The 26100-nt window shown below is 57.5% G+C and carries 23 protein-coding genes; 10 read left to right on the top strand and 13 right to left on the bottom strand.

Annotated features, from left to right (window positions below; all coding sequences use genetic code 11):
* Window positions 1–18 precede the first annotated feature (18 nt).
* Both K6117_RS14055 and K6117_RS14050 read left to right on the top strand, forming a co-directional pair.
* A complete protein-coding gene (locus K6117_RS14055) occupies window positions 19–1026 on the top strand; it encodes an NADP-dependent oxidoreductase (RefSeq protein WP_221796638.1) in 1008 nt (335 codons plus the stop codon).
* Window positions 1027–1031: 5 nt separating this feature from the next.
* Window positions 1032–1832, top strand: a complete 801-nt coding sequence (locus K6117_RS14050) for a ThuA domain-containing protein (RefSeq protein WP_221796635.1) — start codon at window positions 1032–1034, stop codon at window positions 1830–1832.
* 113 nt (window positions 1833–1945) lie between these two features.
* On the opposite strand, the gene K6117_RS14045 is transcribed toward K6117_RS14050, so the two are convergent.
* Window positions 1946–4237 carry a TonB-dependent receptor gene (locus K6117_RS14045; protein ID WP_246605120.1) on the bottom strand — a complete coding sequence of 764 codons (2292 nt, stop codon included), beginning with the start codon at window positions 4235–4237 and terminating at the stop codon, window positions 1946–1948.
* Window positions 4238–4391: 154 nt separating this feature from the next.
* Between K6117_RS14045 and K6117_RS14040 the strand changes: the two genes are divergently transcribed.
* The 4 genes from K6117_RS14040 (at window position 4392) to K6117_RS14025 (ending at window position 8193) form a co-directional block, all read left to right on the top strand.
* Complete coding sequence (locus K6117_RS14040; protein WP_221796633.1) at window positions 4392–5411, top strand: NADP-dependent oxidoreductase; 1020 nt, start codon at window positions 4392–4394, stop codon at window positions 5409–5411.
* 44 nt (window positions 5412–5455) lie between these two features.
* Window positions 5456–6796: an aromatic ring-hydroxylating oxygenase subunit alpha gene (locus K6117_RS14035; RefSeq protein ID WP_221796630.1), complete on the top strand. Its 1341-nt coding sequence runs from the start codon at window positions 5456–5458 to the stop codon at window positions 6794–6796.
* Between the two features lie 12 nt (window positions 6797–6808).
* Window positions 6809–7243 carry a nuclear transport factor 2 family protein gene (locus tag K6117_RS14030; RefSeq protein WP_221796627.1) on the top strand — a complete coding sequence of 145 codons (435 nt, stop codon included), beginning with the start codon at window positions 6809–6811 and terminating at the stop codon, window positions 7241–7243.
* 80 nt (window positions 7244–7323) lie between these two features.
* Entirely contained in the window at window positions 7324–8193 is an 870-nt protein-coding gene (locus K6117_RS14025) for a 3-hydroxyacyl-CoA dehydrogenase family protein (RefSeq protein ID WP_221796624.1), read from the top strand.
* Between the two features lie 118 nt (window positions 8194–8311).
* On the opposite strand, the gene K6117_RS14020 is transcribed toward K6117_RS14025, so the two are convergent.
* From K6117_RS14020 to K6117_RS13980, 9 genes are all read right to left on the bottom strand, one after another.
* The gene (locus K6117_RS14020) at window positions 8312–9004 is read right to left on the bottom strand and encodes an SDR family oxidoreductase (protein ID WP_221796622.1); all 693 of its coding nucleotides are present in this window, start codon (window positions 9002–9004) and stop codon (window positions 8312–8314) included.
* Between the two features lie 52 nt (window positions 9005–9056).
* Complete coding sequence (locus tag K6117_RS14015) at window positions 9057–9872, bottom strand: enoyl-CoA hydratase/isomerase family protein (protein WP_221796620.1); 816 nt, start codon at window positions 9870–9872, stop codon at window positions 9057–9059.
* The gene (locus K6117_RS14010) at window positions 9869–10771 is read right to left on the bottom strand and encodes an SMP-30/gluconolactonase/LRE family protein (protein WP_246605119.1); all 903 of its coding nucleotides are present in this window, start codon (window positions 10769–10771) and stop codon (window positions 9869–9871) included. The genes K6117_RS14015 and K6117_RS14010 overlap by 4 nt, the downstream gene beginning before the upstream one ends.
* The gene (locus K6117_RS14005) at window positions 10771–11238 is read right to left on the bottom strand and encodes a VOC family protein (RefSeq protein WP_221796617.1); all 468 of its coding nucleotides are present in this window, start codon (window positions 11236–11238) and stop codon (window positions 10771–10773) included. Before K6117_RS14005 ends, K6117_RS14010 begins: the two co-directional genes overlap by 1 nt.
* A gap of 173 nt (window positions 11239–11411) precedes the next feature.
* Window positions 11412–13034: a GMC family oxidoreductase gene (locus tag K6117_RS14000; protein WP_221796614.1), complete on the bottom strand. Its 1623-nt coding sequence runs from the start codon at window positions 13032–13034 to the stop codon at window positions 11412–11414.
* A gap of 50 nt (window positions 13035–13084) precedes the next feature.
* Window positions 13085–14047, bottom strand: a complete 963-nt coding sequence (locus K6117_RS13995; protein WP_221796612.1) for a quinone oxidoreductase family protein — start codon at window positions 14045–14047, stop codon at window positions 13085–13087.
* 238 nt (window positions 14048–14285) lie between these two features.
* Complete coding sequence (locus tag K6117_RS13990; RefSeq protein WP_484771507.1) at window positions 14286–15113, bottom strand: SDR family NAD(P)-dependent oxidoreductase; 828 nt, start codon at window positions 15111–15113, stop codon at window positions 14286–14288.
* 37 nt (window positions 15114–15150) lie between these two features.
* Complete coding sequence (locus K6117_RS13985) at window positions 15151–17418, bottom strand: TonB-dependent receptor (protein ID WP_221796609.1); 2268 nt, start codon at window positions 17416–17418, stop codon at window positions 15151–15153.
* Between the two features lie 306 nt (window positions 17419–17724).
* Complete coding sequence (locus K6117_RS13980; protein ID WP_221796606.1) at window positions 17725–18378, bottom strand: TetR/AcrR family transcriptional regulator; 654 nt, start codon at window positions 18376–18378, stop codon at window positions 17725–17727.
* Window positions 18379–18623: 245 nt separating this feature from the next.
* Here K6117_RS13980 and K6117_RS13975 point away from each other — a divergent pair, with 245 nt between their 5' ends.
* From K6117_RS13975 to K6117_RS13965, 3 genes are read left to right on the top strand one after another with little or no spacing between them, the layout of a single operon-like run.
* On the top strand, window positions 18624–20102 hold the full coding sequence (locus K6117_RS13975) for an efflux transporter outer membrane subunit (RefSeq protein ID WP_221796603.1): 1479 nt from the start codon (window positions 18624–18626) through the stop codon (window positions 20100–20102).
* Window positions 20062–21222, top strand: coding sequence for an HlyD family secretion protein (locus K6117_RS13970; protein WP_221796600.1), 1161 nt, complete (start codon window positions 20062–20064; stop codon window positions 21220–21222). Before K6117_RS13975 ends, K6117_RS13970 begins: the two co-directional genes overlap by 41 nt.
* Window positions 21223–22764, top strand: coding sequence for a DHA2 family efflux MFS transporter permease subunit (locus tag K6117_RS13965; protein ID WP_221796598.1), 1542 nt, complete (start codon window positions 21223–21225; stop codon window positions 22762–22764).
* On the opposite strand, the gene K6117_RS13960 is transcribed toward K6117_RS13965, so the two are convergent.
* The 3 genes from K6117_RS13960 to K6117_RS13950 are packed head-to-tail and all read right to left on the bottom strand — an operon-like array spanning window position 22765 to window position 24750.
* On the bottom strand, window positions 22765–23088 hold the full coding sequence (locus K6117_RS13960; RefSeq protein ID WP_221796595.1) for an Hpt domain-containing protein: 324 nt from the start codon (window positions 23086–23088) through the stop codon (window positions 22765–22767).
* Window positions 23085–23462 carry a response regulator gene (locus K6117_RS13955; protein WP_221796592.1) on the bottom strand — a complete coding sequence of 126 codons (378 nt, stop codon included), beginning with the start codon at window positions 23460–23462 and terminating at the stop codon, window positions 23085–23087. The genes K6117_RS13960 and K6117_RS13955 overlap by 4 nt, the downstream gene beginning before the upstream one ends.
* A 28-nt stretch (window positions 23463–23490) precedes the next feature.
* Window positions 23491–24750, bottom strand: a complete 1260-nt coding sequence (locus K6117_RS13950; RefSeq protein WP_221796590.1) for a GAF domain-containing sensor histidine kinase — start codon at window positions 24748–24750, stop codon at window positions 23491–23493.
* A 422-nt stretch (window positions 24751–25172) separates the two neighbouring features.
* On the opposite strand from K6117_RS13950, the gene K6117_RS13945 reads away from it, so the two are divergent.
* Window positions 25173–25826 (top strand): response regulator, encoded by a 654-nt coding sequence (locus tag K6117_RS13945; protein WP_221796587.1) that lies wholly within the window; start codon window positions 25173–25175, stop codon window positions 25824–25826.
* The last annotated feature ends 274 nt before the right edge of the window (window positions 25827–26100 follow it).

Genomic DNA, 26100 nt, shown 5'->3' with positions numbered 1-26100 from the left:
GGAGGAGACGAAAACATCATGACAAACAGATTTTGGCGCCTTGACGCCCACCCCCATGGCAATGATTTTGCATCTGCATTTTCCTTGCAAAATGAAGACGTTCCAACCGCAGGCCCCGGTCAGGTCGTCATTAAAAACGATTATTTGTCGATGGATGCAGGCACGCGGATGTGGATTACGCCGCGTACCGATGGCTATCAGCCGCCGCTGCCGCTCGGGTCGAAAATGGTCGGACTGTGTCTTGGGCGCATCACTCAATCACAGGCAGAAGGCTTTGCAGTCGGCGATCTGGTGCGCTGCTTTGGTCAATGGGCCGATTATGCGGTGGTCAGTCCGGCGGAATCCGGCTTGATGAAGCTTGATGAAGATGTCGCCGATGTACGCCAGCATTTTGGCGCATTGGGCATGAACGCCTGGACCGCATGGGCAGGATTAGTCGAAGTTGCCAAGATCCAGCCGGGCGAGACCGTCCTCATTTCGGCGGCTGCTGGTGCCACCGGCTCACTCGCCTGCCAGATCGCGCGCAATCTTGGCTGCAAGGTCATTGGCATCGCTGGTGGCCCGGATAAATGCCGATTCCTTGTCGAAGAGCTCGGCGTCGACCTCGCTATCGACTATAAATCTGATGACGTAGAGGCCGAACTCGCCAAGGTCGAAGGCGGCATCAACGCCTATTTCGATAATGTCGGCGGGCCGATCCTTGATGCCGTATTGCCGAACATGGCACATTATGGCCGCATCGCCTTGTGCGGGCTGGTCGCCACCTATGACAAGGATAATGCAACGGCTGGCCCTGCCCGGTTCGATCAGATCCTGATGCGCCGCCTGACGATCAGCGGCTTCTTCATCCCGGACTTTCTCGAACGCGGCACCGACTTCCTCCCGCAGCTGCGCAAGTGGCTGGATGAAGGCAAGCTCGTCATGCATTTTGACGAAACCAAGGGGCTGGAACATACGCTCGATGCCTATAGCCGCATGCTGACCGGGCGGAATATCGGCAAGGTCGTTGTCGACGTCAGGACGTAAAGCAAATGCCGATCATCCTGCATAATGCACCGATCCAGTGTCTCGTCGCCGTGCGCGGCCATCCGTTCGATCGCACGGCCTTTGATGCGCTGTTCCAGTCGATGGACGGCATATCCGCGACGATGGTCGATCAACCGGCGGCGGCCTTGTTGATGAATCCGGACGCCATGCAGCAGTTCGATGCGTTGGTGCTATATGATATGCCGGGGCTGGATTTCACCTCCGGCGAAGGCGCACCCGCTTATATCGAGCCAGATCCGGCGTTGAAGGCAGGCTTTCGTGCCTTGCTGGAACAGGGCAAGGGCGTTGTCGCGCTCCATCATGCACTGGCCGGATGGCCGACATGGGATGAATATGGCGAATGGCTCGGCGGGCGGTTCCTCTATCATCCGGGCGAGGTGCGCGGCGAGGCCCGGCTCGACAGCGGCTTTGCCCATGATGTCGATTATATCGCGGAAACCATCGGCACCCATCCGGTGCTGGACGGCGTGCCTGCGACATTTCCCTTATGCGATGAACTCTATCTCGCGGAAATATTTGCGGATGATGTCACGCCGTTGCTGCGTTCGTCCGCGACTTTCGACCACGATCATTTCTGGTCGGCAGATCTTGCCGTCAAGGGCCGGATGTATGATCGCGAAGGCTGGGACCATCCCGTGGGATCGAACCTGATCGGCTGGACCCGGCAGGTGCTCGAAAGCCGCCTCGTCTATCTCCAACCCGGCGACGGACCATCGGTATATAACGACCCGAACTATCGGCGCTTGGTGGAAAACGCGATCCGCTGGGTTTCTGTTTCCGAGTAAAAACAGGGCGCCATCGCGCGACTTGCAAGCCCTGCACATCATGTCCAAACAAAACTAAGGCCGCGACGGGAGCTTCCCATCGCGGCCTTTCGTTCAATCAGCTATTAGTGGAATTAGAAATCCACACCGAGCTGCACGCCGAATACGCGCGGTTCACGTGCCGTGGCGAAGCCCCAATATACGGGGAAGTTCGATGCCACGAACGAGGTGTTGGTACCGCGATCATCCAGCAGGTTGCGCACATAGCCGGTGAGGCGATAGTTCAACCCATTGTCGAGCGAGAACACATAGGACACGCTTGCATCCAACAGGTTCTGCGCATCCGAGCGCAAGCGCGGATCATTCTGCGCGACCGTAATGATGTCGGTCGGCGCAGATGCCAGTGCTGTCGGATACAGCGCCGGATCAGCAGAGATCTGCTGGTCATAACGCGACAGATAGCGATAGCCTGCGTTCAACTTGAGGTCGCCCGGGCCGAGCGGCAACTTATATTCCGCATTGATCGACGCCGTGATCTTCGGGGCGTAGATCATGTCGACCGCCGAGAAGTCAAAGCTGCGCGAGATCGAGGTCGTCGGGCCAGTTGCCACCGGCTGGTTGACAATGAAGCCCTTGAACTTGGAGTCGGTGTATCCGACCGAACCACGGACCGTCAGACGATCCATCGGCTTGGCGGAGAAATCGGCTTCAAGACCCTTGATCTTGGCATTCGCGGCATTGCTGACAATCGTCTGCGGCAGGGCAACACCCGGCACCGAAACGGTGGTCGTCTGTTGGATGTCCTGATAATCCGAATAGAAAGCCGCGAGGTTCAGCGTCAAACGACGATCGAAGAATTCGCTCTTCAGGCCGATTTCATACGCATCCACGGTTTCCGGATCATAAGGCAAGGCAGACGCGAATGGCGTCAGGCCACGACCGTTAAAGCCACCCGAACGGTAACCGCGCGACCATGAACCATAGACCATCAGATCTTCGTTCGGACGATAGTCGACACCAAGCTTCGGCGTGAACTTCTTCCAGCATTCGCTGTTCTTGTCGCCGGTGAACGAAGCGCCCGCGTTGGACGGATCGGTGAATGCCGTCTGCAGCTTCTTCTTGTCATAGGTGTAACGACCACCGCCCGAGATGCGGACCTTGTCCATCACTTCCCAGTTGAAGTCGACGAAACCAGCATAGGACTTCGACCAGCCGGTCGTATCCTGATGGGTCGGCGCACCAAAGAAGACGCTGGTGAACTGATCGATATGGTAGCGGCTGTTGAAATAATAGACGCCTGCCACATAATCGAAGCCGTCGAACAGCTTGCCTGAGGCGCGCAGTTCCTGGCTGAACTGCTTGTACTGCTGATCGCGATCGGCGAAATACAGGCCGGTCGTCGAATAATCCTGACGCAGTTGATCGTCGCTTTCGCGATAGGCGGTCACCGAGGTCAGCTTCACGACATCAAGGTCGAGATTCATCTCGTTGGTCACGCCCGGCGAGCTATAGGTGCCGACCATCTGCTGCGACGGCGCCACAACGCGATAGACATTATCGGTGTTGTTGCCATCGACAAACTCAGCCGGCAGCGCGCCCGCAAACGCATCGCCCGTGCGGCTCAGTGGACCGAGGATCGGATCGAAATCCTGCACCTGCTTGTCAAAGGTCAAGAGCGATTCAAAACGATCACCCGGCGTGAACAGGAAGCTCGCACCGAAATTTTCGTTGTTGGAACCACCGCGACGTTGGCCAGTGCCAACAGTCTTGTAATAGCCATCGCTTTCATTGTGGAAGGCGAAGAACTTGGCCGCCAGCACATCCTTGATGACCGGCACGTTCAATACGCCGCGCAGGCCCATCTGATCGTAGGAGCCATAGCTCGCTTCAAACTTGCCGCCGAATTCGCCGGTCGGACGCGAACGCTTGATATTGACCACGCCTGCAATCGTGTTGCGGCCAAACAGCGTACCCTGCGGGCCGCGCAGGATTTCGATCGAGCCAATGTCGAAGAAATCGAGCATCTGGCCGGTCGAGGTGCCGATGTACACGCCATCGATGTTGACGCCGACAGCCGGGTCAAACGACTTTTCGATGTCGGCAAAGGCAATGCCACGGATCGAGATGTTGGCAGCAGCAGCGCCGGTGCCAGCGCTGGTGATCAACACGTTCGGTGCTGCGCCCTGCAAATCGCCGATGGTCAGCGCGGCAGATGCCTCAAGCTGCGACGGCGAGATCGCGGTCACGGCGACCGGGGTGTCCTGCACGGTTTCGTTACGACGACGCGCCGAAACGACGATTTCTTCCAGTCCACCGGAATCAGCCTGATCAGCGACAGCATTGGTTTCTTGCGCCAACGAAGGAACAGCAAAGGCCGATGCGGCCATCGCCATGAACAGCGCGTGCGTGATGTAAGTATTTTTCAAGATGATCTCCAAAGATTCCCCGGACTTCACAAAACTGCCGGGAAAGCGTGGCGGAACTAGGTTTCGGCCCAAGTTGTTTTAACTGCCACTTGTTACAGGTGCGTCTCAGCCGCCACACCACGAGGATGAAAATTCAAAAAGAGGATCTAGATCAATGACAGTGAATCGCCGCTTTCTGCTGGCTCGCCGCCCCCAGGGCGACCCCGCCCCACAAGACTTCCAGCTTCAGGAAGCCGCTATCCCAACGCCATCGAACGGCAGTTTTGTCGTGCGAAATCATTTTGCTTCGCTCGACCCCGCACAGCGTGGGTGGATGGACGACGCCCCCAGCTATATGCCGCCGATCGCCCTTGGCGACCCGATCCGCGCGACGACGGTCGGTGTCGTCCACAGCTCGGCCAATGACGAATATAAAATTGGCGACTGGGTGCTGTGCCTGACCGGGATTGAGGAATATTCGCTGGTCGAGCCCGGTCATTTCACCGCCAAAATCGATGTGAGCGGCGTCCCCTCGCCTTCTTACTTCCTCTCCGGCATGGGCGCAGTCGGGCTAACCGGCTATTTCGGCCTGTTGGAAGTCGGCCAGCCCCAACCGGGCCAGACGGTGCTCGTCACGGGCGCGGCGGGTGCGGTCGGATCGGTCGTCGGCCAGATTGCCAAGATCAAGGGCTGCCGCACCATCGGCATCGCGGGCGGTGCCAAGAAATGCGAACGGCTGATCAAGGATTATGGCTTTGATGTCGCGATTGATTATCGCGGCAAGACGATGGATCAACTGGCCGAAGAAATTGGCAAAGCAGCCCCGAATGGCGTCAACATCATCTTTGAAAATGTCGGCGGCAACATTTTGGATGCCGGACTGATGAACCTCGCGAAAAAGGCGCGGATCATCTTGTGCGGGTTGATCAGCGAATATAATAACAAGGAAGGCCGCACCGGCGCGCGCAACATCTGGCAGCTCATCGTCCATGAAGCGACGATGCATGGCTTTCTCATTATGGATTATGCCGCCAGATTCCACGAAGCCGGGCTGCAAATCGCCCAATGGCTGTCTGAAGGTAAATTGCGGATCGACGAACATGTCGAACATGGCATCGAGAATGCCTATCCGGCCTTTATGAAGCTTTTCAGCGGCCAGAACGAAGGCAAGATGATCCTGCAACTCGTCGACTGATACGATCAATAACAACATAATAATTGATTATAGGAGTAGCGCAAATGACCGAGATTCCGAAACACCCGTTAACGATGGACGGGCGCGATGCATCGAATTTACGTGGCGATCCGCTCACCGGGGATCGCTATTTCTCGAAGGAATTCGCCCAGAAGGAATGGGATCATATGTGGACGCGGATCTGGCATGTCGCCGGTCGCACCGCAGAAATCCCGGAAGCGGGCGATTATCTCGTCCATAATTTCCTCAAGGAATCGGTCATTTGCGCGCGTCAGGACGACGGTTCGGTTCGCGCATTCTATAATAGCTGTCGCCATCGCGGCATGCGGCTGGTGCATGAAACATCGTCGAGCAACGGCTTCCATTGCCCTTATCATGGCTGGCGCTGGGGCAAGGATGGCGTGTTGAACGACGCGCAGGACCCGGAAGATTTCCCGCAGGGCAACCCCTGCGGCAAGCTCAAGCTCAATGAATTGCGCTGCGAAATCTGGGGTGGTTTCGTCTGGTACACGATGGACAAGAACGCACCGTCATTACTTGAATATCTCGATCCGATGCCGGAAATTTACAAGAACTATCCAATGGATACAGCGGTGCGGGTCGCATGGTATCGGATCAAGGTCGATGCCAATTGGAAATTCGTCACCGATAATTTCAGTGAGTCCTACCACACCCGCACCGCCCATCCGCAGGTGCCGCCTTGGATCGATCAGGATGTCGATACGGCGCGGCATGAAATGTTCCCCGGTGGCCATGGCCGCACGGTGCAGCCGATGCGCCCGTCCTTGTCGGATCGCCTGCCTGCACACATCCCCCATCCCTATGATTTCGTACTACGCCAATGGGATATCGATCCCGAAAGCTATGCGAGCTATGAAGAAAAGGCGATGCAGGGCTGGCTCGACCTCAAGGCCGCGAAAAAGCGCCTGTGGAAAGAGCGCGGCTACAAGCATTATGAGCATATGAACGACGAAGAGCTGACCGACAGCCCGCACACGGTCTTCTTCCCCAATGTGACGATCTCGTACCTGCCGGATAATCTCATCTTCTTTAGGTCGGAACCGGACGCGGAAGATCCCGAAAAATGCTATTTCGATCTGTGGTGCATGGCCTTCCCGGTCGAAGGGCAGACCGAGGTGGAATCGATCATGGCCGGGCGCAAGCCATTGGCAGAAGTCGAAACCTGCGAACATCGCGATTTTGACGGTGGCAAGGGTGTGCCGGAACTGGAAGGGCAGATCGTCTTCCAGGATATGATGCTGGCCGCCGATATGCAGGCGGGCATGCATTCGCGCGGCTATACCGATGCCTATTTGCCCGCGCAGGAAACCCGCGTGCGCTTTTTCCATGAAGTGCTGAACGACTATCTCGAAGGTCGCCGATAAGAGGATAAGAATATGGCATATACAGGCCCGTTGCAGGATCGCGTCGAAATCCGCGAACTGATTGAAATATATGCAGATGCCGTGATGCGTTCGGATGAGGCCGCATGGAGCGGCGTCTGGGCGGAAGACAGTTTCTGGTCGCTGCCAGAATTTGTAGGGCTGGAAGCCTTCACTGGCCGCGATGCCATCGTCAAAGGCTGGCTCGCGTCGTTGGAGGCCTTTGGCAAGGGCGACCCCAATAAGCCGTCGATGATCTACATCGCCACGCCCGGGGCGATCGAAGTCGATGGCGATAAAGCCAAGGCACGCGTCTATACCTCGGAGATATTTACCGTTCCCGGCACCGACACGGAAATCAAGGTGCGCGGCCAATATGATGATGAACTGGCCAAGATCGATGGGAAATGGCTGTTCACCAAGCGCATTTATCACGTCCTGCATCAGTAAGGTTGAAAGCTGATCGATGGAGTGCCAAAGACGCTCCATCGATCACTTCCACGCTAAAACGTAACATCAAGGGTTCATTCATGAAGAAGATTGCAGTTATCGGTGCTGGCCAGATGGGCGCAGGCATTGCGCAGGTATCGGCCTTGGCCGGACTTCAGGTCTATCTGTCCGACCTGTCGCTCGAACTGGCGGAAAAGGGTAAGGCTGGCATTGCCAAGCAACTCTCGCGTCTGGTCGAAAAGGACAAAATGACGAAGGACGCAGCCGATGCGGCCTTGGCCAATTTGATCCCGGTCGCAGGCTATGAAGCGATGACTGACGCTGAACTCGTGATCGAAGCCGCGACCGAACGTGAAGATATCAAGCGGCTGATCTTCGCCGAAGTCGGCAAGGTGCTTGGCCCCGATGCGATCCTCGCGTCCAACACCTCGTCGATCTCGATCACCCGTCTGGCACAGGCATCCTCCGATCCGAGCCGTTTCATCGGCCTGCACTTCTTCAACCCGGTACCGCTGATGCCGTTGCTAGAAATCATCCGGGGCATCGCCACCAGCGACAAGACCGCGACTCTCGCCCAGAAATTCGGCGCGCTGATCGGCAAGGACACCATCGTCGCACAGGATTCACCGGGCTTTGTCGTCAACCGCATCCTGTTGCCACTGCTCAATGAAGCCTTTTTCGCTGTTGGCGAAGGCCTTGCCTCGATCCCGGACATCGACAAGGGCATCAAGCTCGGCCTCGGCCACCCGATGGGTCCGCTGACGCTGGCGGATATGATCGGCCTTGATACGCTGTTGAACGTGCTGAAAGTGTTTCAGGATGACACCGGCGATCCCAAATATCGTCCGGCCCCGATCCTGCTCAAATATGTCGAAGCAGGCTGGTTCGGTCGCAAATCCGGGCGCGGCTTCTATGATTATTCCACGCCGGAACCAACGCCCACGCGTTGATAGAAATATAGCCCCGACCGGCCTTCATCGCTGATCGGGGCATATTTTTAACTGGTAAATAAAAAGGCGCGACAGGTTGATCCTGCCGCGCCTTTTATTCATTTTTCAACCTTGGCAATTACCAAGCGTGGGTTTCGCCATTCCACTTCAGGAAATCACCGCTGCGATCCAGCGTCCAATCGGCAGTCACCTTGCGAATGCCGGTGGCGCTTTCTTCGGTGGTGATATCGGCGCCAGCGCCGCCCATGTCGGTCTGCACCCAGCCCGGATGCACGAGGCCGATGATGATGCCACGATCCTTGAGATCAATCGCTACCGAACGCATCACGCGGTTCAGGCCCGCTTTTGCCGCGACATAGGCATAATAGCCGCCATAAGGCCAGGTCGATGCCGCCAATTGGCTGCTGAAGTTGATGACCTTGGCACCGGCTTCCATGCGCGGAAGAAACGCCTGCAATGCGCGCAGCGGACCCATGGTCATGATGTTGATCGCATCATTCCATGCCGCCCAATCGGAGGAGCCGAGTTCGAGTTCAGCCTCGGTCGGGCCGGTGACGCCAGCGACGTTCAACAACACATCGATCTTGTCATTGCCGGTCGACGCTGCGCCCGCCTTGACGGAATCATCGCTGCCCACATCCATCTGATGGACCGTGACCTTGCCGCCCGATGCGGCAGCCAGCGTATTCAGCGCGGCGGCACCGGCTGGATCGCGGCACAAAGCGAACACCCGGTCGCCATTGGCCGCATATTGCCGCACGAGTTCCAAGCCGATGCCGCGTCCGGCGCCAGTAATTGCGATATTAGCCATGATGCACTCTCCTTTTTAAAAATTTTCAACAACATGAAAACTCGTGATAAATTCAACGCCCCCGGAAAACGGGCGGGCGTTTTGCGATAAAGGCGCTGCACGCCTCCGCAAAATCATCGGTCAACAGCGCGAGCGTCTGGACATGATTTTCCAGCTCAATCGCGCTTTCCAGATTGGGGGCGTCGAGATTAGCCCACATCACCTGCTTGGTATGCTTGACCGCATAAGGGCTGTTGGCCGCGATCATCCGGGCGGTGGCCAAGGCTTCCGCCAACACCTCGTCATCGCTGGCGGCGATGCGGCTCACCAGCCCGAATGACAGCGCCTCCTCCGCCAGCACCGGGCGACCCGTCAGCATGATCTCGAACGCGCGACCTGCACCGATCAACCGGGGCAAATGAAAACTGATCCCGCATTCGCCCGCACTCAATCCGATCCGCACCGCGCCGATCATGAAATTGGCAGATGGCCCGGCAATGCGAATATCGGCGGCCAAGGCAATGCCAAAGCCCGCGCCTGCCGCTGCGCCCTGCACGGCGGCGATCACCGGCTGGCGCAGGCGGTTGATGATCTGCATCGTCCCGGCGAACAATTCCTGCAACGCCATATTTTCAATCGGTCCCTTGGGCGCATCATCGCCCAAGATCACCTGTTTGAGATCCAGCCCCGCGCAAAAGGCCCGCCCCTCGCCTGCCAATATCACCACCCGGCAATCGGGATCAGCCTCCAATGTGGCGAGCGCCGCCCGCAATTCGCGGATCATATCAAGGGTCAACGCATTGCGCGCATCAGGCCGGTTCAGCCGGATGATCTGAATGCCATCGCCCGCCGGTTCGATCTGGATAAAACTCGTCGCGGCGCTAGTCATAATGTTTTACCACCAAGCCCGGAAAAGCGCGTCTTAAAATCGCGCTGGCCCGGCACCTCGATGCGGAATTTCACCACCCCGCCGCGTTCCTGATCGGCGGCATTGCCACCCGTGGATATGTACAGATCATGCAGATCAGGCCCGCCAAAGGCAAGGCTGACAAGATGCGGAAAGCCCAAGGTCAAGGTCCGATCCAGCGTGCCATCGGGGAGATAGCGACACAATAACGACGCGTCCCAACGCACCACCCAAATCGCCCCGGCGCTATCGACCACCAGCCCATCGCTGTCCGGCAGTTCGATCAGCAATTCGCCCGGCATAGTCGGCATGCCATCCGCATCAAGCGCATAGCGCCACACCCCGCGCGATGTTTCCGAATGATAGAGGAAACATCCATCCGGGCTGAAGGCGATACCATTGGAGGCCAGCACATCATCGCGCAACACGCGGACTTCGCCGGCGTTGGAAAGGTAAAACAACTTGCCCGGTTGCGGGGCTTCACCCTTTTCAAGAATGGAGATAAAATCAATCGTCCCGCCAAACAGCCCGCCATGACGGTCCGCTTCGACATCATTGATCGCGATGATCGGTTCTCCGCCGATCTCCGTCAGCAAATCCGTCTGCTGGCCGGTCGCAAGGTCGATCTTGACCAACCCGCCACGCCCGCCGCAAATCAGCGACCCATCCTCATCGAATGTCGCGCCGCCGATCCATTGACGGTCGGCCACGATTTTTTCAACCGCATGGCCGGGACGCTGGCGATAATAAGCGGCGTTCAGCAGATCGCTGAACCAGACGGTCCCATCATCGCTGACGCGCGGCCCCTCGGCAAAATGCCCGGCGGATGCGATCAATTCGGGTGTGATCTCGATCACCTGCTGTGCTGCTGGGTTCACCATTATTCGGTCGCCGCCAGCCATTCGTCAATCGCCGGGCGCAGTGCCACCGATACCAGTTCAACCACCAGCCCTGCCGTGGGTGGGCGCAGATAGGCCAATACGCCATAGCCATCTTCGGGCGCGCCACCGGCAGCCAGCACCTTCCAGCCCGCCGCGATCAACCGTTCAATTTCAGCCTGCAAATCATCAACCCACACGCCGATATGACGGCCATCGGGGAAATTCGCAGGATCGTAAAAACCGCCCTTCGGCCCCTTCACGATTTCCAGATGGTGTGGCCCTTGGCGGGAATAAACGGCCTCGACCCGGATCGACTGAAGACCCGTTTCCGGCGTCCAGAACGGCAAGGGATCGAATATCCTGAGCGGCGTCCATTCAAGGTTGAGCGTTTCGCCAAGCTCGCGCTGGGCCGTGGCAACATCATCGACAACGATGCCGGTATGATAAATCTTCTGAAAATCGATCATGCAACCCTTCTCCACCTCATATCACGCGCGTTTTTCGCGTCCTTGAACGGGCGCTTTCGATGCAACATGCAGGCGCGCTCATCACCCGCCTAGCTGGCGCATTGGACAGTATGAACGAACCGGCGGCGCCCAGTTCGTTCATAAGGTGAAGTTTGCGCCGCCGTTCATCCAAATTATGCCCGCTGATCTTCGATGATCAGATCCGCCGCGCGCCAACCCACGGCCATCGCGGGGGCATTGGTATTGCCGGAAACCGGGCTTGGCATGATCGAGCAATCGACCACGCGCAGCCCGGTGACACCCTTCACCCGCGCCCGCGCATCGACGACCGCCTTGTCATCGCCACCCATCCGGCAGCTTGCGACCGCATGGGTGCCGCACAAGGACAAGCGCCGCACGATGTCGAGGATTTCTTCATCGCTTTGCACCTTTGGCCCCGGCAGGATTTCCTCGCCGCAGAAACCCGCAATCGCGGGCATCGACATATAGCGCCGCATATAACGCACCATCGCCACCGCCGCATGCTGATCTTCGGGCGTCGACAGCCAGTTCGGCGTCACCTTGGGCAGCGCATCCATATCTGCCGATTTGATCTGGACCTCGCCCTCGCTGGTCAGGCGCAGCAACTGGCCATAGATTGTCATGCCCGGCTCCCGCTCGACATCCGCCAACGGCACCGGGAAATTATCATCGCCCCGCGCAAAGGTGAATGCGCTGAGATAGAGCTGCAAATCCGGGCGGTCGACCTGTGGTTCGGACTTCACAAAGCCCCCGACCTCGAACGGACCCGTCGCCATCGGACCTTTATGCAACAGATAATATTCCAACACGCTACGCACCAGCCCAAGCCCGTGGAAGCGATGATTGATGCCCTTCTCGCCCTTCAAGCGATAGGGCATGGAAAAGCCGAGATGCTCCCGCATCCGTGCGCCGACATCCGGGCTATCGACGACGACATCAATCCCCAGCCCGCGCAAATGCGACGCATCGCCAATGCCGGAACGCTGGAGGATCACCGGCGACATCATCGCCCCGGCGGACAGGATGACTTCGCCCTTGCAGCGCAGATTGACCGGTGCGCCATTGATCCGCGCCGCCACGCCGACCACGCGCTTGCCCTCGAACAACACCTTGTCGACCAATGTATTGGTGAACACTTTGAGGTTCGGACGATTGGCCGCAGGCCGCAGGAACGCAACCGCCGAACTTACGCGTCGACCGTTTTTGATGTTGTGGTTATAATAGCCGACGCCCTCTTGATCTTCGCGATTGAGATCCTCGCGGCGTTCAAGTCCCATTTCCACGCCCGCTTCGATCATCGCTTCGGCCAAGGGGTAACGGAACGTGCCGGTATTGACATGGACCGGCCCGCCGCTGCCGCGCACGCCATCATCGCCCAGTTCATGATCTTCAATCGCGCGGAACGCCTGCTTCATCTCGGCCCAGCCCCAGCCGGTGGCGCCGCGTGCCTGCCAATCGTCATAATCTTCTGGCTGGCCGCGCACATAGATCATGCCGTTGATCGACGACGATCCACCCAGCCCCTTGCCGCGCAGCCAGATTTCGCTGGCCGGATCGCCCGCGATGCGCGGCTGATCCACGCCGAAATGCCATGTATATTTGGGGTTGATGACCAATTTCCCGATGCCCTTGGGCATATGGATAAGGATGCTATCGTCATTGCCCCCGGCTTCCAGCAGCGCCACGCGATGCTTGGGATTGGCGGACAGGCGATTAGCCAGCACGCAACCGGATGAACCTGCCCCCACGATGATATAATCGAATTCGCTATCCACTAGAACCGCTCCTTGGACCGATCCGGCCCGCAACAATGAAAAATGGGACGTCAGGGGCGCATCAACACCCGGCCAAAAGGATGGCCATTGGCGACAAATTCATGCGCCTCGCGCGCCTGCGACAGCGGGAACACCCGTTCGATCGGCATTTTCAGTTCGCCCTTGCCCATGCGCGCGGCAATATCCGCGAGCAAGGCATGCGCGCGCGGGGTGTGCATTTCACGCCCAAACGAAATACCATAAACCGTGAGGCTGCTACGGATCAGATCGAAAAACCCGAAACTGGGCAATTCACCCGTCGCCGCGCCGACCACGGCATAACGCCCGCGATACCGCAGCGACTTGATCAACAGATCGGTCGATTTACCGCCCGCCATATCGACGACCAGATCGACGCCCTTGCCGCCGGTAATCTCCATGCAGCGTTCCGCGATATTTTCGGACCGATGATCGATGCCATGATGCATGCCGAAAGTCGCGACCCGTTCCAGCCGATCCTTGCCGGATGCCGTGCCGATAACAATCGCCCCGGCCTGCGCCGCCAATTGCACCGCCGCGAGGCCAACGCCGCCTGCCGCCCCTTGAATCAGCACCGTTTCACCGGGCTGGAGCTGGCCAAATTCAAACAGAGAATCCGCCGCCGTGCCGAACGGCACCGGGATCGTCGAGGCAAGGTCCATGTCGAGATCGTCGGGAATCGGATAGGTGAAGCTCTCCGGCACCGCGAACAATTCGGCATGGCTGCCGCTCCAGTTGAAGCCGACAACGCGCTGGCCGATTTTGAAACGGGTGACCGCCTCGCCCACCGCCTCGACAATGCCCGCCGCCTGATAGCCGCAGACAAAGGGAATACGCGGCGGCGGCGTGACCAAACGGTTCAACAAATCGCCGCCTTCGATGCTGATGACCGATACCCGGATCAACACCGTGTCGGGCCGGATCACCGGATCGGCGACATCGCCATAAATAAGGACCTCTGGTCCCCCGTTTTCGATATAATATGCAGCTTTCATGGTCTCTCCAATCTTGGGCAGGACTATGTGCCGATCAACAAAGGCATTGAACTGCTCAAAAATGCAGTACGCACCCCAGCACCGCATCACCGCATCACATCAGCCGAAATAAAGATGGCCCGGCAACAAAAGCTGCCGGGCCAAGACCCATGACCGCGGGAGGTGCGGCCAAGGCCTTTATCTGCGCATGTTCGACAATAAGGGCGGCGCATCGCTCCCCCCTCTTGCCAGTCCGCGATTATTGCGCCGTCACGCCGCCATCGACGACAAATTCCGCGCCGGTGATATATTTCGCCTGATCCGATGCGAGAAAGGTGATCATCGCGGCGATGTCATCCGGTTCGCCCATTCTCTGCATCGGGATGGAGGCGTTGATAATGTCATATTGCGCAGGATTATCGCGAATGGCGACCTGCTGCATCTCCGTCCAGATCACGCCCGGATGCACGGAATTGACGCGAATGCCCTCGCCCGCGCATTCCAGTGCCAACGCCTTGGTGAACAAGCGTACGCCGCCCTTGCTGGCCGCATAAGCCGAAGCCCCCGGCACGCCGACCAGCCCTGCGATCGACGACAGGTTGATGATCGCCCCGCCGCCTTGCGCCCGCATCTGGGCCATGGCAGGCTTGCAACCAAGGAAAATACTGGTGAGATTAATATCGATCTGACGCTGCCATTGCGGCAGGTCCAAAACTTCAATGCGGTGCAACATGGCGATGCCAGCGTTGTTCACCAGAATATCGAGACGGCCAAATTGCTTGATGGCGTCATCCACGACCATGCCCCAATCATCGGCACTGGTGACATCATGGCGATGGGCAATCGCCTGCACGCCTTCGGCCTGTAATTCGGCGGCCCGTGCCGCCACTTCATCCCCGGCAATATCGGTCAGCACGACAATTGCGCCGGCACGTCCAAGCATCTGCGCGGTCGCAAAGCCAAGGCCAAGTGCAGATGCCGCGCCCGTGACGAGCGCCACCTTACCATTCAAGTCGATGTGCATGTTGAGATTGTCCTGAATGAAAGCGAAGTTCACATAATCGGAAAAATAATGGCGTCCGCCCATCAAGAACGGACGCCATCATTGACGTTAAACTACAGGCTTAGAATTCAAGCTGCATTTCAACACCCCAGGTGCGGTTCGGCGTGCGATCGCCAAACCAGAAGATGCCAGCCTGGCTCGAACGCACGACACGGCCACCGCCATGGAACGCATCGTTGACAAAGGCCGACAGCTTATATTCCGTCACCCCGGCGAACTTGCCATAATAGCTGACGGACGCATCAACCGACGTATGTGACGGAATGATTTCGCGGTTCAGACCCAGATTGTCCTTGCCGGATTCCGTTGCATAGTCACCGACATATTTGACATTGGCACCAATTACGAAACGGCTGTCATCCGCACCGAATGGAATGGTGTAATCGCCACCAAAGCTGGCGTTCCAATCAGGTGCATAACGCAGGTTCTTCGTCGCGCTGAGGTCGTTGCCAGCCGCATCCGGGAAGGACAGATATTTGCCCTTCAGATAACCAGCAGATGCGAACATGTGCAGATTATCCGTCGGCTTATACTGTGCTTCGACTTCAACCCCACGGAAACGCGCTTCCGAAGCGTTTTCCACAAAGGTGATGGTCGACTGCGGGTTCAGCGGGTTCGCACGGATCTGATCTTCCTGCTTGTTCTTATAGTTGGTCTGGAACACAGTCAGGTTGAACAGCGCCGTATTGTCGAGGAACTTGCTGCGGAAGCCGGCTTCGTAGCTGTCGACGGTTTCTGGTTCATATGGCCCAATCGTCTCAGCCAGCGAGCCCGGACGACCGTTCCAACCGCCTGAACGGAAACCGCGCGACCATGACACATAGGTCATGATGTCGTCGGCCCATTTGTGGTCGATAGAAACGCGCGGGGTGAACTTCTTGAAGGTCAGGTTCGGATCGCGGCACGGCGCATAGTTCGACGTCACATCCGGGCAGCTATAGGGCGGCACGTCCGTGTACTTCGTCACATGGAACCGCTTCTTTTCCTTGGTGTAGCGACCGCCGACCGTCACGCGCGTGGCGTCAGACAGCTTCCAATAGGTTTCGGCAAAAGCTGCATAGGATTTGGCATGCTGGCCAGCGGTGAATTTATCGACGAGATTACCCGCGACATAGACATCCTGATAATCGAGACGGTAGGTCGAATCGAAATAATACAGACCCGCCACGATGTTGAACACACCGTCAAATTCGGTATCGACGCGCAATTCCTGGCTGAACTGCTTACCATGAAGCTTACGCTTCGGATTGAACAGCGGCAAAGTCGGCGTCAACGAATCACCGATATTGTCGATGTCGAGCGCGTCATTGTTCTTCAGATAGCCCGTGACCGAGGTGATGTTGAAGTTTTCACCGCTATATTTGGAATTGAGCGTGAAGTTGTTCGCATTCATCGGCACATAGAAAGGCGTACCTGCGAAGGATGCCTTGAACCCGCTCGATTCATAGGCCTGCTGATGGTTTTCATAGCACAGGTTGAAGGTATCGCAGGCGAGTGAACCCGCACGCGACATGTTGACCAGCTGCGGATAGTGCGAGCGGTCCTTCATATGTTCATAGGTGAACAGCGCTTCGAAATCCGACGTCGGCGTGAACAGCAAGGTGCCGGTGATGTCGAGACGATCCAGACCCGGATCGCGCTTGCCGGTATAGGCCGAACGGGTGAAGCTGTCGCCATTGATCGAGAAGATCCCGAGCTTGGCAGCCAATACGCCCGGCATGATCGGTGCGTTGATCACGGCCTTGTAATCATTACGGCCATAAGCGCCGACCGTGGCCGAGAGCTTGGCGCCGAATTCGCCGGTCGGACGCGAACGACGGATGTTGATGATACCGCCGATGGTGTTACGACCGAACAACGTGCCCTGCGGACCGCGCAGCACTTCGATCGATTCCAGATCGAACGTATCGACCAAAGCGCCGGTGTTGGACGCGAGGAAAATACCGTCAATCGAGGTCGCCACCGCCGGTTCGAACGAGCGTTCGATATCGGCAAAGGTCAAACCACGGATAGATGCCGACAAGGTCGCGCCGGAAAACTGCACCTGACCAAGCTGCACGTTCGGAATATATTTCGCCACCTGACGCACGTCAGCGACAAAACGATTTTCCAACGCGGCACCGCTGATCCCGGTCACGGCGATCGGCACGCTTTGCACGTCTTCGACGCGCTTACGCGCCGTCACGGTGATTTCTTCAAGACCCGAATGCGTGGCCTTTGCCGTCTGTTCGGCTTCCTGCGCCATTGCAGGCGCAAGGCTCAGCGTCATGACCGACGCCCCGGCGAGCATTAAGCCCCGCCCCCATGCTGGATTGATGACTCTCTTCATCAGCTAACCCCTCCCTTTTTCATATTGACTTCACGTTGCATCATTCGCCGCATCTATGAGGATGCGACGCATCAGCGCGACAATTGGATGTACAATTGCCGCGAGATCAGTTTTGGAATTGATGTTTGAAGGACGTCTGTTGCGACGTCGGGCGCATTGCCCCCATTATTTTTAGCCCCCCTCACCTCATCCTTGGATCGCCATTTTTTGACGGCCCTTAATTAGTGCAGCAAAGTTGCACTTCACCGAGTGAGAGAGTCAATGTTTTTTATAGCGTGCTGTATTTTGTACTAGTCCGCCGACAGATCAATCGTGCAGATCGTTCCGCGCGCTTAAAATGAACGCGTGCAATGTCGGACGAAAACTGTCGGATGCCAGCGGATACAGTGATTCCGCCAGACATATTTTGAGATAGGGCAACAGCTCGTCATCCGCCAATTCTCTGCTATTCCAAAACGTTGTAGCCGAAATAATCGCTAGCCGGATCAGCCTGACCTCGCGCTCGATCGTGATCGACTTGTCCAACAAACCCTCGGCCTGCATCTCTTCCAGCGCCTTTGGCACATGCCGGGCATATACATATTCCAGCCCCACCAACTCAGGATGCTGGGTCAAAATCGGGATCAAGGCACGGGCCATATTAGGCTGCTCATGAGTCTTTTCAGCCACAGTATGGACCAAAGACACCAAGGCTGCCCAACTACCAGCAGGTGCCTTGTCCGCCGCTTCATCGAATATTTTGACGGTACGTTCCCGCGCCGCAATCGCGATCAACTCGTCCTTGCTGCCAAAAATATTGTACAGCGTCTTTTCAGTGACACCGCTTTCGCGCGCGATTGTCCGCATGGACACGCCATCATATCCATGCTCCGCGACCAATTCACGCGCATTATCAAGAATGCGGGCCCGTCGCTCTTGCTGTCGAGGCGTCAAACGTTCCTGAGGAGGTTGCGGTTTCATATAGTGGCTGATGGCCGTGAAATGGGTGAATGCCAAGGCCTAAAATGTCAATATTGACACCAATAACCGCCATTCATTTATATCAACACATATGTTGACCATCGCGATCACAGGCGCATAATATGGCGATCATTCAAAACCACAGGTCGACAGAAGCGTGGACGCCACTTAATCAGGCTGAATTGTCCTGCCTGTCAAAAGAGCATTTCACCAATGATAATAGCAACAGACGAGAGCCGGGCCGGATGAAATTTCAAGCGTCTATCTTGTTGACCGCATTGTTGGCAACGGCGGCATGTTCCACTCCGCCGCCCGTAAAACTGCAACATCTGGCAACACGCCATTCAGATCAAACTGCATTGGCCTTCACCGCGCCACATCGCGATTGGCCAAATGATCATTGGTGGCAGGCCTATGGCGATCCACAGCTCGATACGCTGATGACGGCAGCGCTTGCCGACTCCCCCGATGTGAAGACCGCCATCGCCCGCATGCAATCGGCACGAGCATTGGCTGTACAAGCAGGCGCACCACTTGCCCCGTCCATCACCGGACATGGCGAGATCGCCAGCGAAAAACAAAGTTACAACAACGGCTTTCCGCGCGAATTTCTGCCACAGGGCTGGAACGGCACCGGTTTGGCCACGCTTGATGTCAATATCGACCTCGATCTTTGGGGCCGCAACCGCGCAGCCCTTGCCGCCGCCGTCAGCGAAGCCGACGCTGCCGAAGTCGATGCCGCACAGGCACGGCTGATCCTGCAAACCGACATCGCCGCCACTTATGCCGCGCTCGCTGGCCTTTATGCGCAACAGGACATTGTCGCGCGGACGGTCGCCATCCGCGCAGATTTGCTCGATCTCAGCAATGCACGGGTCGCGCATGGTCTCGACACCCAAGTCCCGGCGGAATTGGCGCGCGCAAGGCTCGCCACTGCCCGGGCCGAACTGGCCGCAAGCGGAGAAGCCATCGACCTTGTGCGCCACCAATTGGCCGCGTTGATTGGCGCTGGTCCGGATCGTGGTATGGCCATCACCCGCCCCGCTCCTTTAGCCTTGCGCCCCTTTGGCCTACCGGAAAACCTGTCGCTCGATTTACTGGGGCGACGCCCCGACATCGTCAGCGCCCGATTGCGTGCCGAGGCCGCCGCCCAGCAGACCCGCGCCGCCCGCGCCGATTTCTTCCCGAACATCAACATCATGGGCTTCATCGGGGTGCAATCCTTGGGCATCGGCAATTTGACCAGCAATGGTTCGGATTATGGCCGCGTCGGCCCTGCCTTGACCCTCCCCTTATTTTCCGGCGGACGGCTGCGCGGTGCCTATCAGGGCGCACAGGCCGAATATGCCCGCGCCGTCGCCTCTTATGACAGCGTGCTGTTGTCCGCGCTGCGCGAAGTGGCGGATGCGACGACGTCGATTTCATCGCTGGCGGATCGACAGCGCGAAACGCGCATCGCGTTTGATGCCGCGGGACGCGCCTTCGACATCGCCAAGGCTCGTTATCAGGGCAGGCTTGCGACCTATCTGGAAGAACTCATGGCCGAGGATGCGATGCTTGAACAAAGCCGCGCCGATGCCTTGTTGCAGACACGCGGCTTTATCCTCGACATCCAGATGATCCGTAGCCTTGGCGGCGGTTATGTCGCCACTCACCGCACATCTTTCTCTGCGCCCATCTCCAATGAAGGCTCCCCGCGTGACCTCAGCACCCGAAACAACTGACAATTCCGATCCACAAGAAGTGGAGCGCGACCTGCGCCTTGCCCAGCGCAAACGCCTGTTTGGGCTGCTGGCTATCGGGATCGTTTGCTTAGGCCTGCTCTATGGGCTGTATGACTGGCTGATCGGGTCGCGCACCGTGACCACCGACAATGCCTATGTCGGCGGCAATGTCGCGGTGGTCAGCCCGCTGATTACCTCGACCCTTGTGGCAGTCGAGGTGACCGATACCCAATTTGTCAAAAAGGGCCAGATTCTCGCGCGCCTGTCGTCATCGGATGCGGCGATAGCGCTCAACCGGGCAGAGGCCGAATATGCCCTCGCCCGCCGTATTTTCTCGCAACAGTCGGCTGGTGGCGCCGCATTGACCGCCGCTGTCACCGCCCGCGATGCCGATATGACGAGCGCAGCCGCGCAACTCGCCACCGCCGAGGCGGCGCTGAAAAAAGCGACGCTCGATTATGACAGGCGCGATGCGCTGGCCAAATCGGGCGCGGTATCAGGGGATGAACTGACCTTTGCCACCAATGCGCTGGCGGCGGCAAAGGGCGAGCTTGCCTTGGCCAAGGCACGTGTTCGCCAAAGCGAAGCCAATCGCATCTCAGCCGAAGAGGAAATGGCCGCCAGCCTCGCGCTGACCCAAGGCTCTATTGCCGATACAAATCCGGCAGTCATCATCGCCAAGAGCAAATTGGAAGAGGCGCGGCTCAACATGAACCGCACCGTGCTGCGCGCGCCGATTGACGGGATCATCAGCCAGCGTCAGGCCCAAATCGGCCAGCGCATCGCGGCAGGCACCCCGATCATGACGATCGTGCCGACCGACAGCCTGTATGTCGATGCCAATTTCAAGGAAAGCCAATTGGCGCATGTGGGGGTCGGCAAGTCGGTCACGCTGGTCTCCATGCTCTATGGCGATGATGTGGTCTATCATGGCAAGGTCATGGGATTGGCGGGCGGCACGGGAAATGCCTTCGCGTTGATTCCTGCCCAAAATGCCACCGGCAATTGGGTGAAGATCACCCAGCGCCTGCCGGTGCGCATCGCCATTGACCCCAAGGAACTGCGCGACCATCCGTTGCGGATCGGCCTGTCGATGGAAGCGGAAGTGCAGGTCCGCTAAATGGCAAGCGCAAGCGATGCCCCGACATTGGCATTGCCACTGCCCGCACCCTTGAAGGGGCTGCGGCTGTTCATGGCCGCCCTTAGCGTATCGCTCTCCTATTTCCTCGTCATGCTCGATTTGACCGTCGCCAATGTCGCGGTGCCGCATATTGCCGGGTCGCTGGGCGTATCGACGACGCAAGGCACGTTGATCATCACCTCTTACGCCATTGCCGAGGCCATTTGCCTGCCATTGAGTGGCTGGCTGGCGAAAAGATTCGGCACGGTCCAGACATTTATTTTCGGCCTGATAGGTTTCGCCATCTCCTCTGCTTTGTGCGGCATGGCGAGATCGCTTGAAGCCATCATCGTATTTCGGGTGTTTCAGGGCCTATGTGGTGCGCCGATGCTGCCCTTGTGCCAGACGATGCTGCTCCGGATCTTTCCGCCGGAAAAAGCGGGTACTGCCGTCGCCCTGTCGGTCATGACCGCCGTGATCGGACCAATTCTGGGACCGATCGTGGGCGGTTGGATCACCGATAATTATTCATGGCGCTGGGTGTTTTACCTCAATGTTCCATTCGTATTATTCTCGGTGCCGCTTGTCGTGAAATTGTTGATGCCGTTCGAAACGGCGCAGATCAAAAGTCGCATCGATTATGTCGGCATTCTCCTGCTCGCGATTTGGGTCGGCGCGCTGCAGATGATGCTCGACATGGGCCGTGATCGAGACTGGTTCCATTCACCGGTCATCGTGACATTGGGGCTGGTGACCTTGATTGGGTTGATCGCCTTTCTGATCTGGGAATGGACCGACGATCAGCCGGTCGTCGATCTGAGAATCCTGCGCAACAGCGGTTTTACAATGCCGGTGGCGATCTTGTCGGTCGGCTATGCCGTCATCATCGCGACATCGGTGATGGTCCCGCTCTGGCTTCAGACCACGATGAGTTACACGGCCACGCTCGCGGGATATGTGCTTGCGCCGATGAGCGTGTTTTCCATCATCGCCGTCCCGCTGGCCGGTCGGCTCGCGCACAAGGTGGATAGCCGCTATCTGGTTTCAGGTGGATTTCTCTGGATGGCACTGGTGGCATGGGTCCGGATCCAGACGAATACCGATATGACGCTTGGATGGTTCGCCTTGCCCCAATTGATGCAGGGCATGGCCAGCGCATTTATCGCGCTGAGCCTGACGGTGATGGCGCTAGGCGCGGTCAAACCCCATCAAATCGCCTCCGCCGCCGGTCTGCTCGCGTTCTTTCGGGTGTTGACGATGGCCATATTCGTTTCGGGCATGACCAGCTTTTGGGAACATGGCGGGCGCGTGGCCCGTTCTGAAACGGTCGCGATGATGGATGACAAACAGCCCGCGCTCGACACGCTGGCCGCCCATGGCCTGAATATGACTCAGGCAAGGCTGGTGATCGAACGGCTGGTCGAGGTGCAGGCCAGCACCATTTCCTACGTCAACCTGTTCTCGTGGATTCTCGCCATTTCAGCGCTTGCCTCGGTCCTGATCTGGGCATTGCCCAAGGCCCATCAGGCGAAAAAAGCCTGATCAATCCGCCGTCTGCTCACCATCGGGCGCGGATGCATGGATCAAGCCGGACAGCACCTCTGCCATCGCCAGCAAAAGATCGAGTTGGCCCACCGGGTCGCGGGCATAGCCATCGACCGCTGATGCGGCCTCCCCGATATCGCGATAACCGAGCATGCCCGCAATGCCCGCCAAATTATGGCAAAATTCGCCAATCTCGCGGCGCGCGACCTCCGGCTCATCATTCGCCTTGGAGATCAACGCATCCAGCGTCACAGCCCGCATATGGGCGCTTTGTTCGAACCGCAGACGAATGGCTGAAAGCCGATCCTCAATGATATTCATCGCACGATACATCCACATGCCTGACGCGCCAGCGTCAGGGGGTCAAAGGGTTTGGCAATAACGCAACAAGCACCAAGCGCATGCAAAGCGGCCACATCATCCGGTTGGGTGCGTGCCGTCACAAACGCGATGGGGACGCTGGCGGTCGCCGCATCCGCACGAATTTGTTGAAAAATCGCAGGGCCATCCACGCCCGGTAGCGAGACATCGAGCATCACCAAATCCGGATGCCAGCCATGCACCAGCGCCAGCCCCTCCTCGCCGGTTGCCGCAACGGCGACCTCGATATCACCCGACAGTTCAAGCGCCATCTGTACGATGTCGCGGATGTCCGGATCGTCATCGATATAGAGAATTCTGGCAATATAGCCCATCTCGTTTATCCTCGCTCCCTCTCACGCATTATATGGCCAACCGTCTAGGCGCATCTTCAATTGACGCTGCAGTCGAATGGCCCTCAAGCGGCAGACAAATTTCGAATGCCGCGCCTGCTTCATACGCGCCATCATGCGTGATCGTGCCGCCGAGCTGCTCAATCATATTTTTGGAGATGGAAAGGCCAAGCCCCGTTCCCGGCAGGTTGGTGAGTTGACGCGTCTGATCGGACTGCGCAAAGCGATCAAACAAGCGGCGACGGAAGTTTTGTGGAATGCCCGGCCCATCATCCTCCACCCTGATCCGCGCATTCACCTCATCATGATCGACGATCACCCGCACTTCCGACCCATTTGGCGAGAATTTTGCGGCATTGGACAGCAGGTTCGTCATCACCTGATTGAACCGGGCCGGGTCGGTTTCGATGAAGATCGGCGACGCAGGCCGCTGAAAGGAAAAGCGTACACCCATATCGCTAGCGAACATTTCATTTTGCTCGACAATGTCCTGCACAAGCGCGCCCAGTTCGACCCGAGACGGGTCGAATGCCATCATCCGGGAATCAAGCTTTTCCATGGTCAGCAAATCATCGACCAAGGCCCGCAGTCGGGCGGTATTGCGCACGGCAATATCGATCAGCTTTTCTATCGGGGGCGTTATATCGCCAGCCGCGCCCGCCTCGATCAGGCGCAATGCCCCGGCAATCGAGGTCAAAGGCGTGCGCAGTTCATGGCTGACATTGGATACCAGTTCATTCTTCAACCGGACGATTTCAGCCAATTCGACCTTTGCCTTGATCGCATCATCTTCTGCTGCGCGGCTGAGGCCCACGACAATGGGGCCAACCACCAGATGCGCCATCGTAATGTCTTCATCATTATAGGCATTCACCTGATCGGAATGATATTTCAGCACGCCCACGACCTGCCCTTGATGCGGGATCGGCACGACGATCATCGACCGCAGGCCCACTTTGGCCACAGCCTGCGCGTTGACCCGCGGATCGCAATTCGAATCCTGACACATCAACGGCTCCCCGGTCAGGATGGACAGGCCCGACAGGCTGCCATTTAACGGCAGGCGCATGCCAATCATGGATGCAGAGGTGCCGCTCGCCGCGGCATAATAAAGTTGATCGCCGTCGCGAAGCTCGACGACAATGCCATTGGATTGCGGCGCGACGCTATATTCGCTGACTATCGCGGCCATCGACGCTTGAAGGTCGCCTTTTGACGCAATGCAAGCCCGCTGGATCGCGAGCAGGCCATTCAATCGTTTCCGTTCCATGCGGCCACTCCTAGGGCCAATTCTCAATAGGACCAATTCCAAATCTGAATACACTGTAACATTATTAAATCATTTTGGCTGCATTAAATTACGCCTATGTTGGCAATATTCAACCTTAACAGCTTATTGTTAAATAATAATATTTTGCATAATGGCAGACTGTAATTTTCATATAAAATATTGATAATATTCAATATAAATTCCAAACACACAGTGCCGTTAAAAATCAGTTTGACGAGGCACATGCGGAGGGAACAGATTGGCATTTATCGTCACATTGGCATGAATCAAGGTTTTCACACTGACAATCGGTTTAAAACAATACAGTTGCACACTAGACTCGAGAGCGTGAGGCCGTACATACCGCTCACGTTGAACAAAAATTTTGTCATCGCCTTCACCATTTTCGGGATACTTGGAACATGACCGACCGAAAGCAACTTAGCGCCCTTCTGGTCGAAGACCATGAGTTGGTCCGCGATGCCGTAGGACGTCTGTTGCGCGACACGCTCAAACTTGGTCATGTGTACGAGGCAGACAGCCTGGCGGCTGCAATGAAAATCGCCAATAGTGATGCCGTGATCAACCTGATCGTGGTCGATCTCCGCCTCCCTGATTCCGCTGGTCCGGAAAGCCTTACCGACCTCATCGCAGCTTTTCCCGATGCCCAGATTGCGGTGATGTCAGGCTCTGAAATGCGTGAAGATGTGCTGGGCTGCCTCTCGGCTGGCGTTGACGGCTATCTGCCCAAAGGCTTGCCCACGACTGAATTCGTGGCGGCAATTGAATCGATCATCGAAGGTGGATCATATATCCCGCGCCATCTGACCCGCCGCCCTACAATGGAGGTGGCGCAAAGCCCTCTGCGCCGCGACTTGCCCGGGCTGGAACATCTGACCCCCCGGCAGATTGAGGTGCTCGACGAACTGATGCATGGCCAGACCTCCAAGGAAATCGCCCGCAAGCTCGATGTGGCGGAAGGCACGGTCAAGATCCATCTCGCCGCGATCTACCGCGCGCTCGGCGTCCGCACCCGCGGCGAAGCCATTTCCAAGCTGATGTCCGCCCGCGCATAAAGCGCGCTGCGATATATCTAATGTTGCGCGCACCAACGCGCGCCACCACCTGCCACGCTCGATCACTCGGACTCAGGCACATCCCCTGACTTAGCCGGTGTGCCCCCCCCCTATTACCCATCAGCAACAACACCGCCTGCGGTGCCGGATGGGCCATGCGGCCTATGCCTTTCGGTCTATATATAGAATATCCCGTATTAAATAAATAATATATATTTAAATAGATCAGTTCTTCGACCTGTCCATCCGACAAATTTTAATCTTTATTAATTAG

The sequence above is a fragment of the Alteraquisediminimonas sediminicola genome, assembly GCF_019740335.1.
Classification (GTDB): Bacteria; Pseudomonadota; Alphaproteobacteria; order Sphingomonadales; family Sphingomonadaceae; genus Alteraquisediminimonas; species Alteraquisediminimonas sediminicola.
The sequence above is the reverse complement of the archived record's forward strand: the minus strand, read 5'-3'. Positions and strand labels throughout refer to the sequence as shown.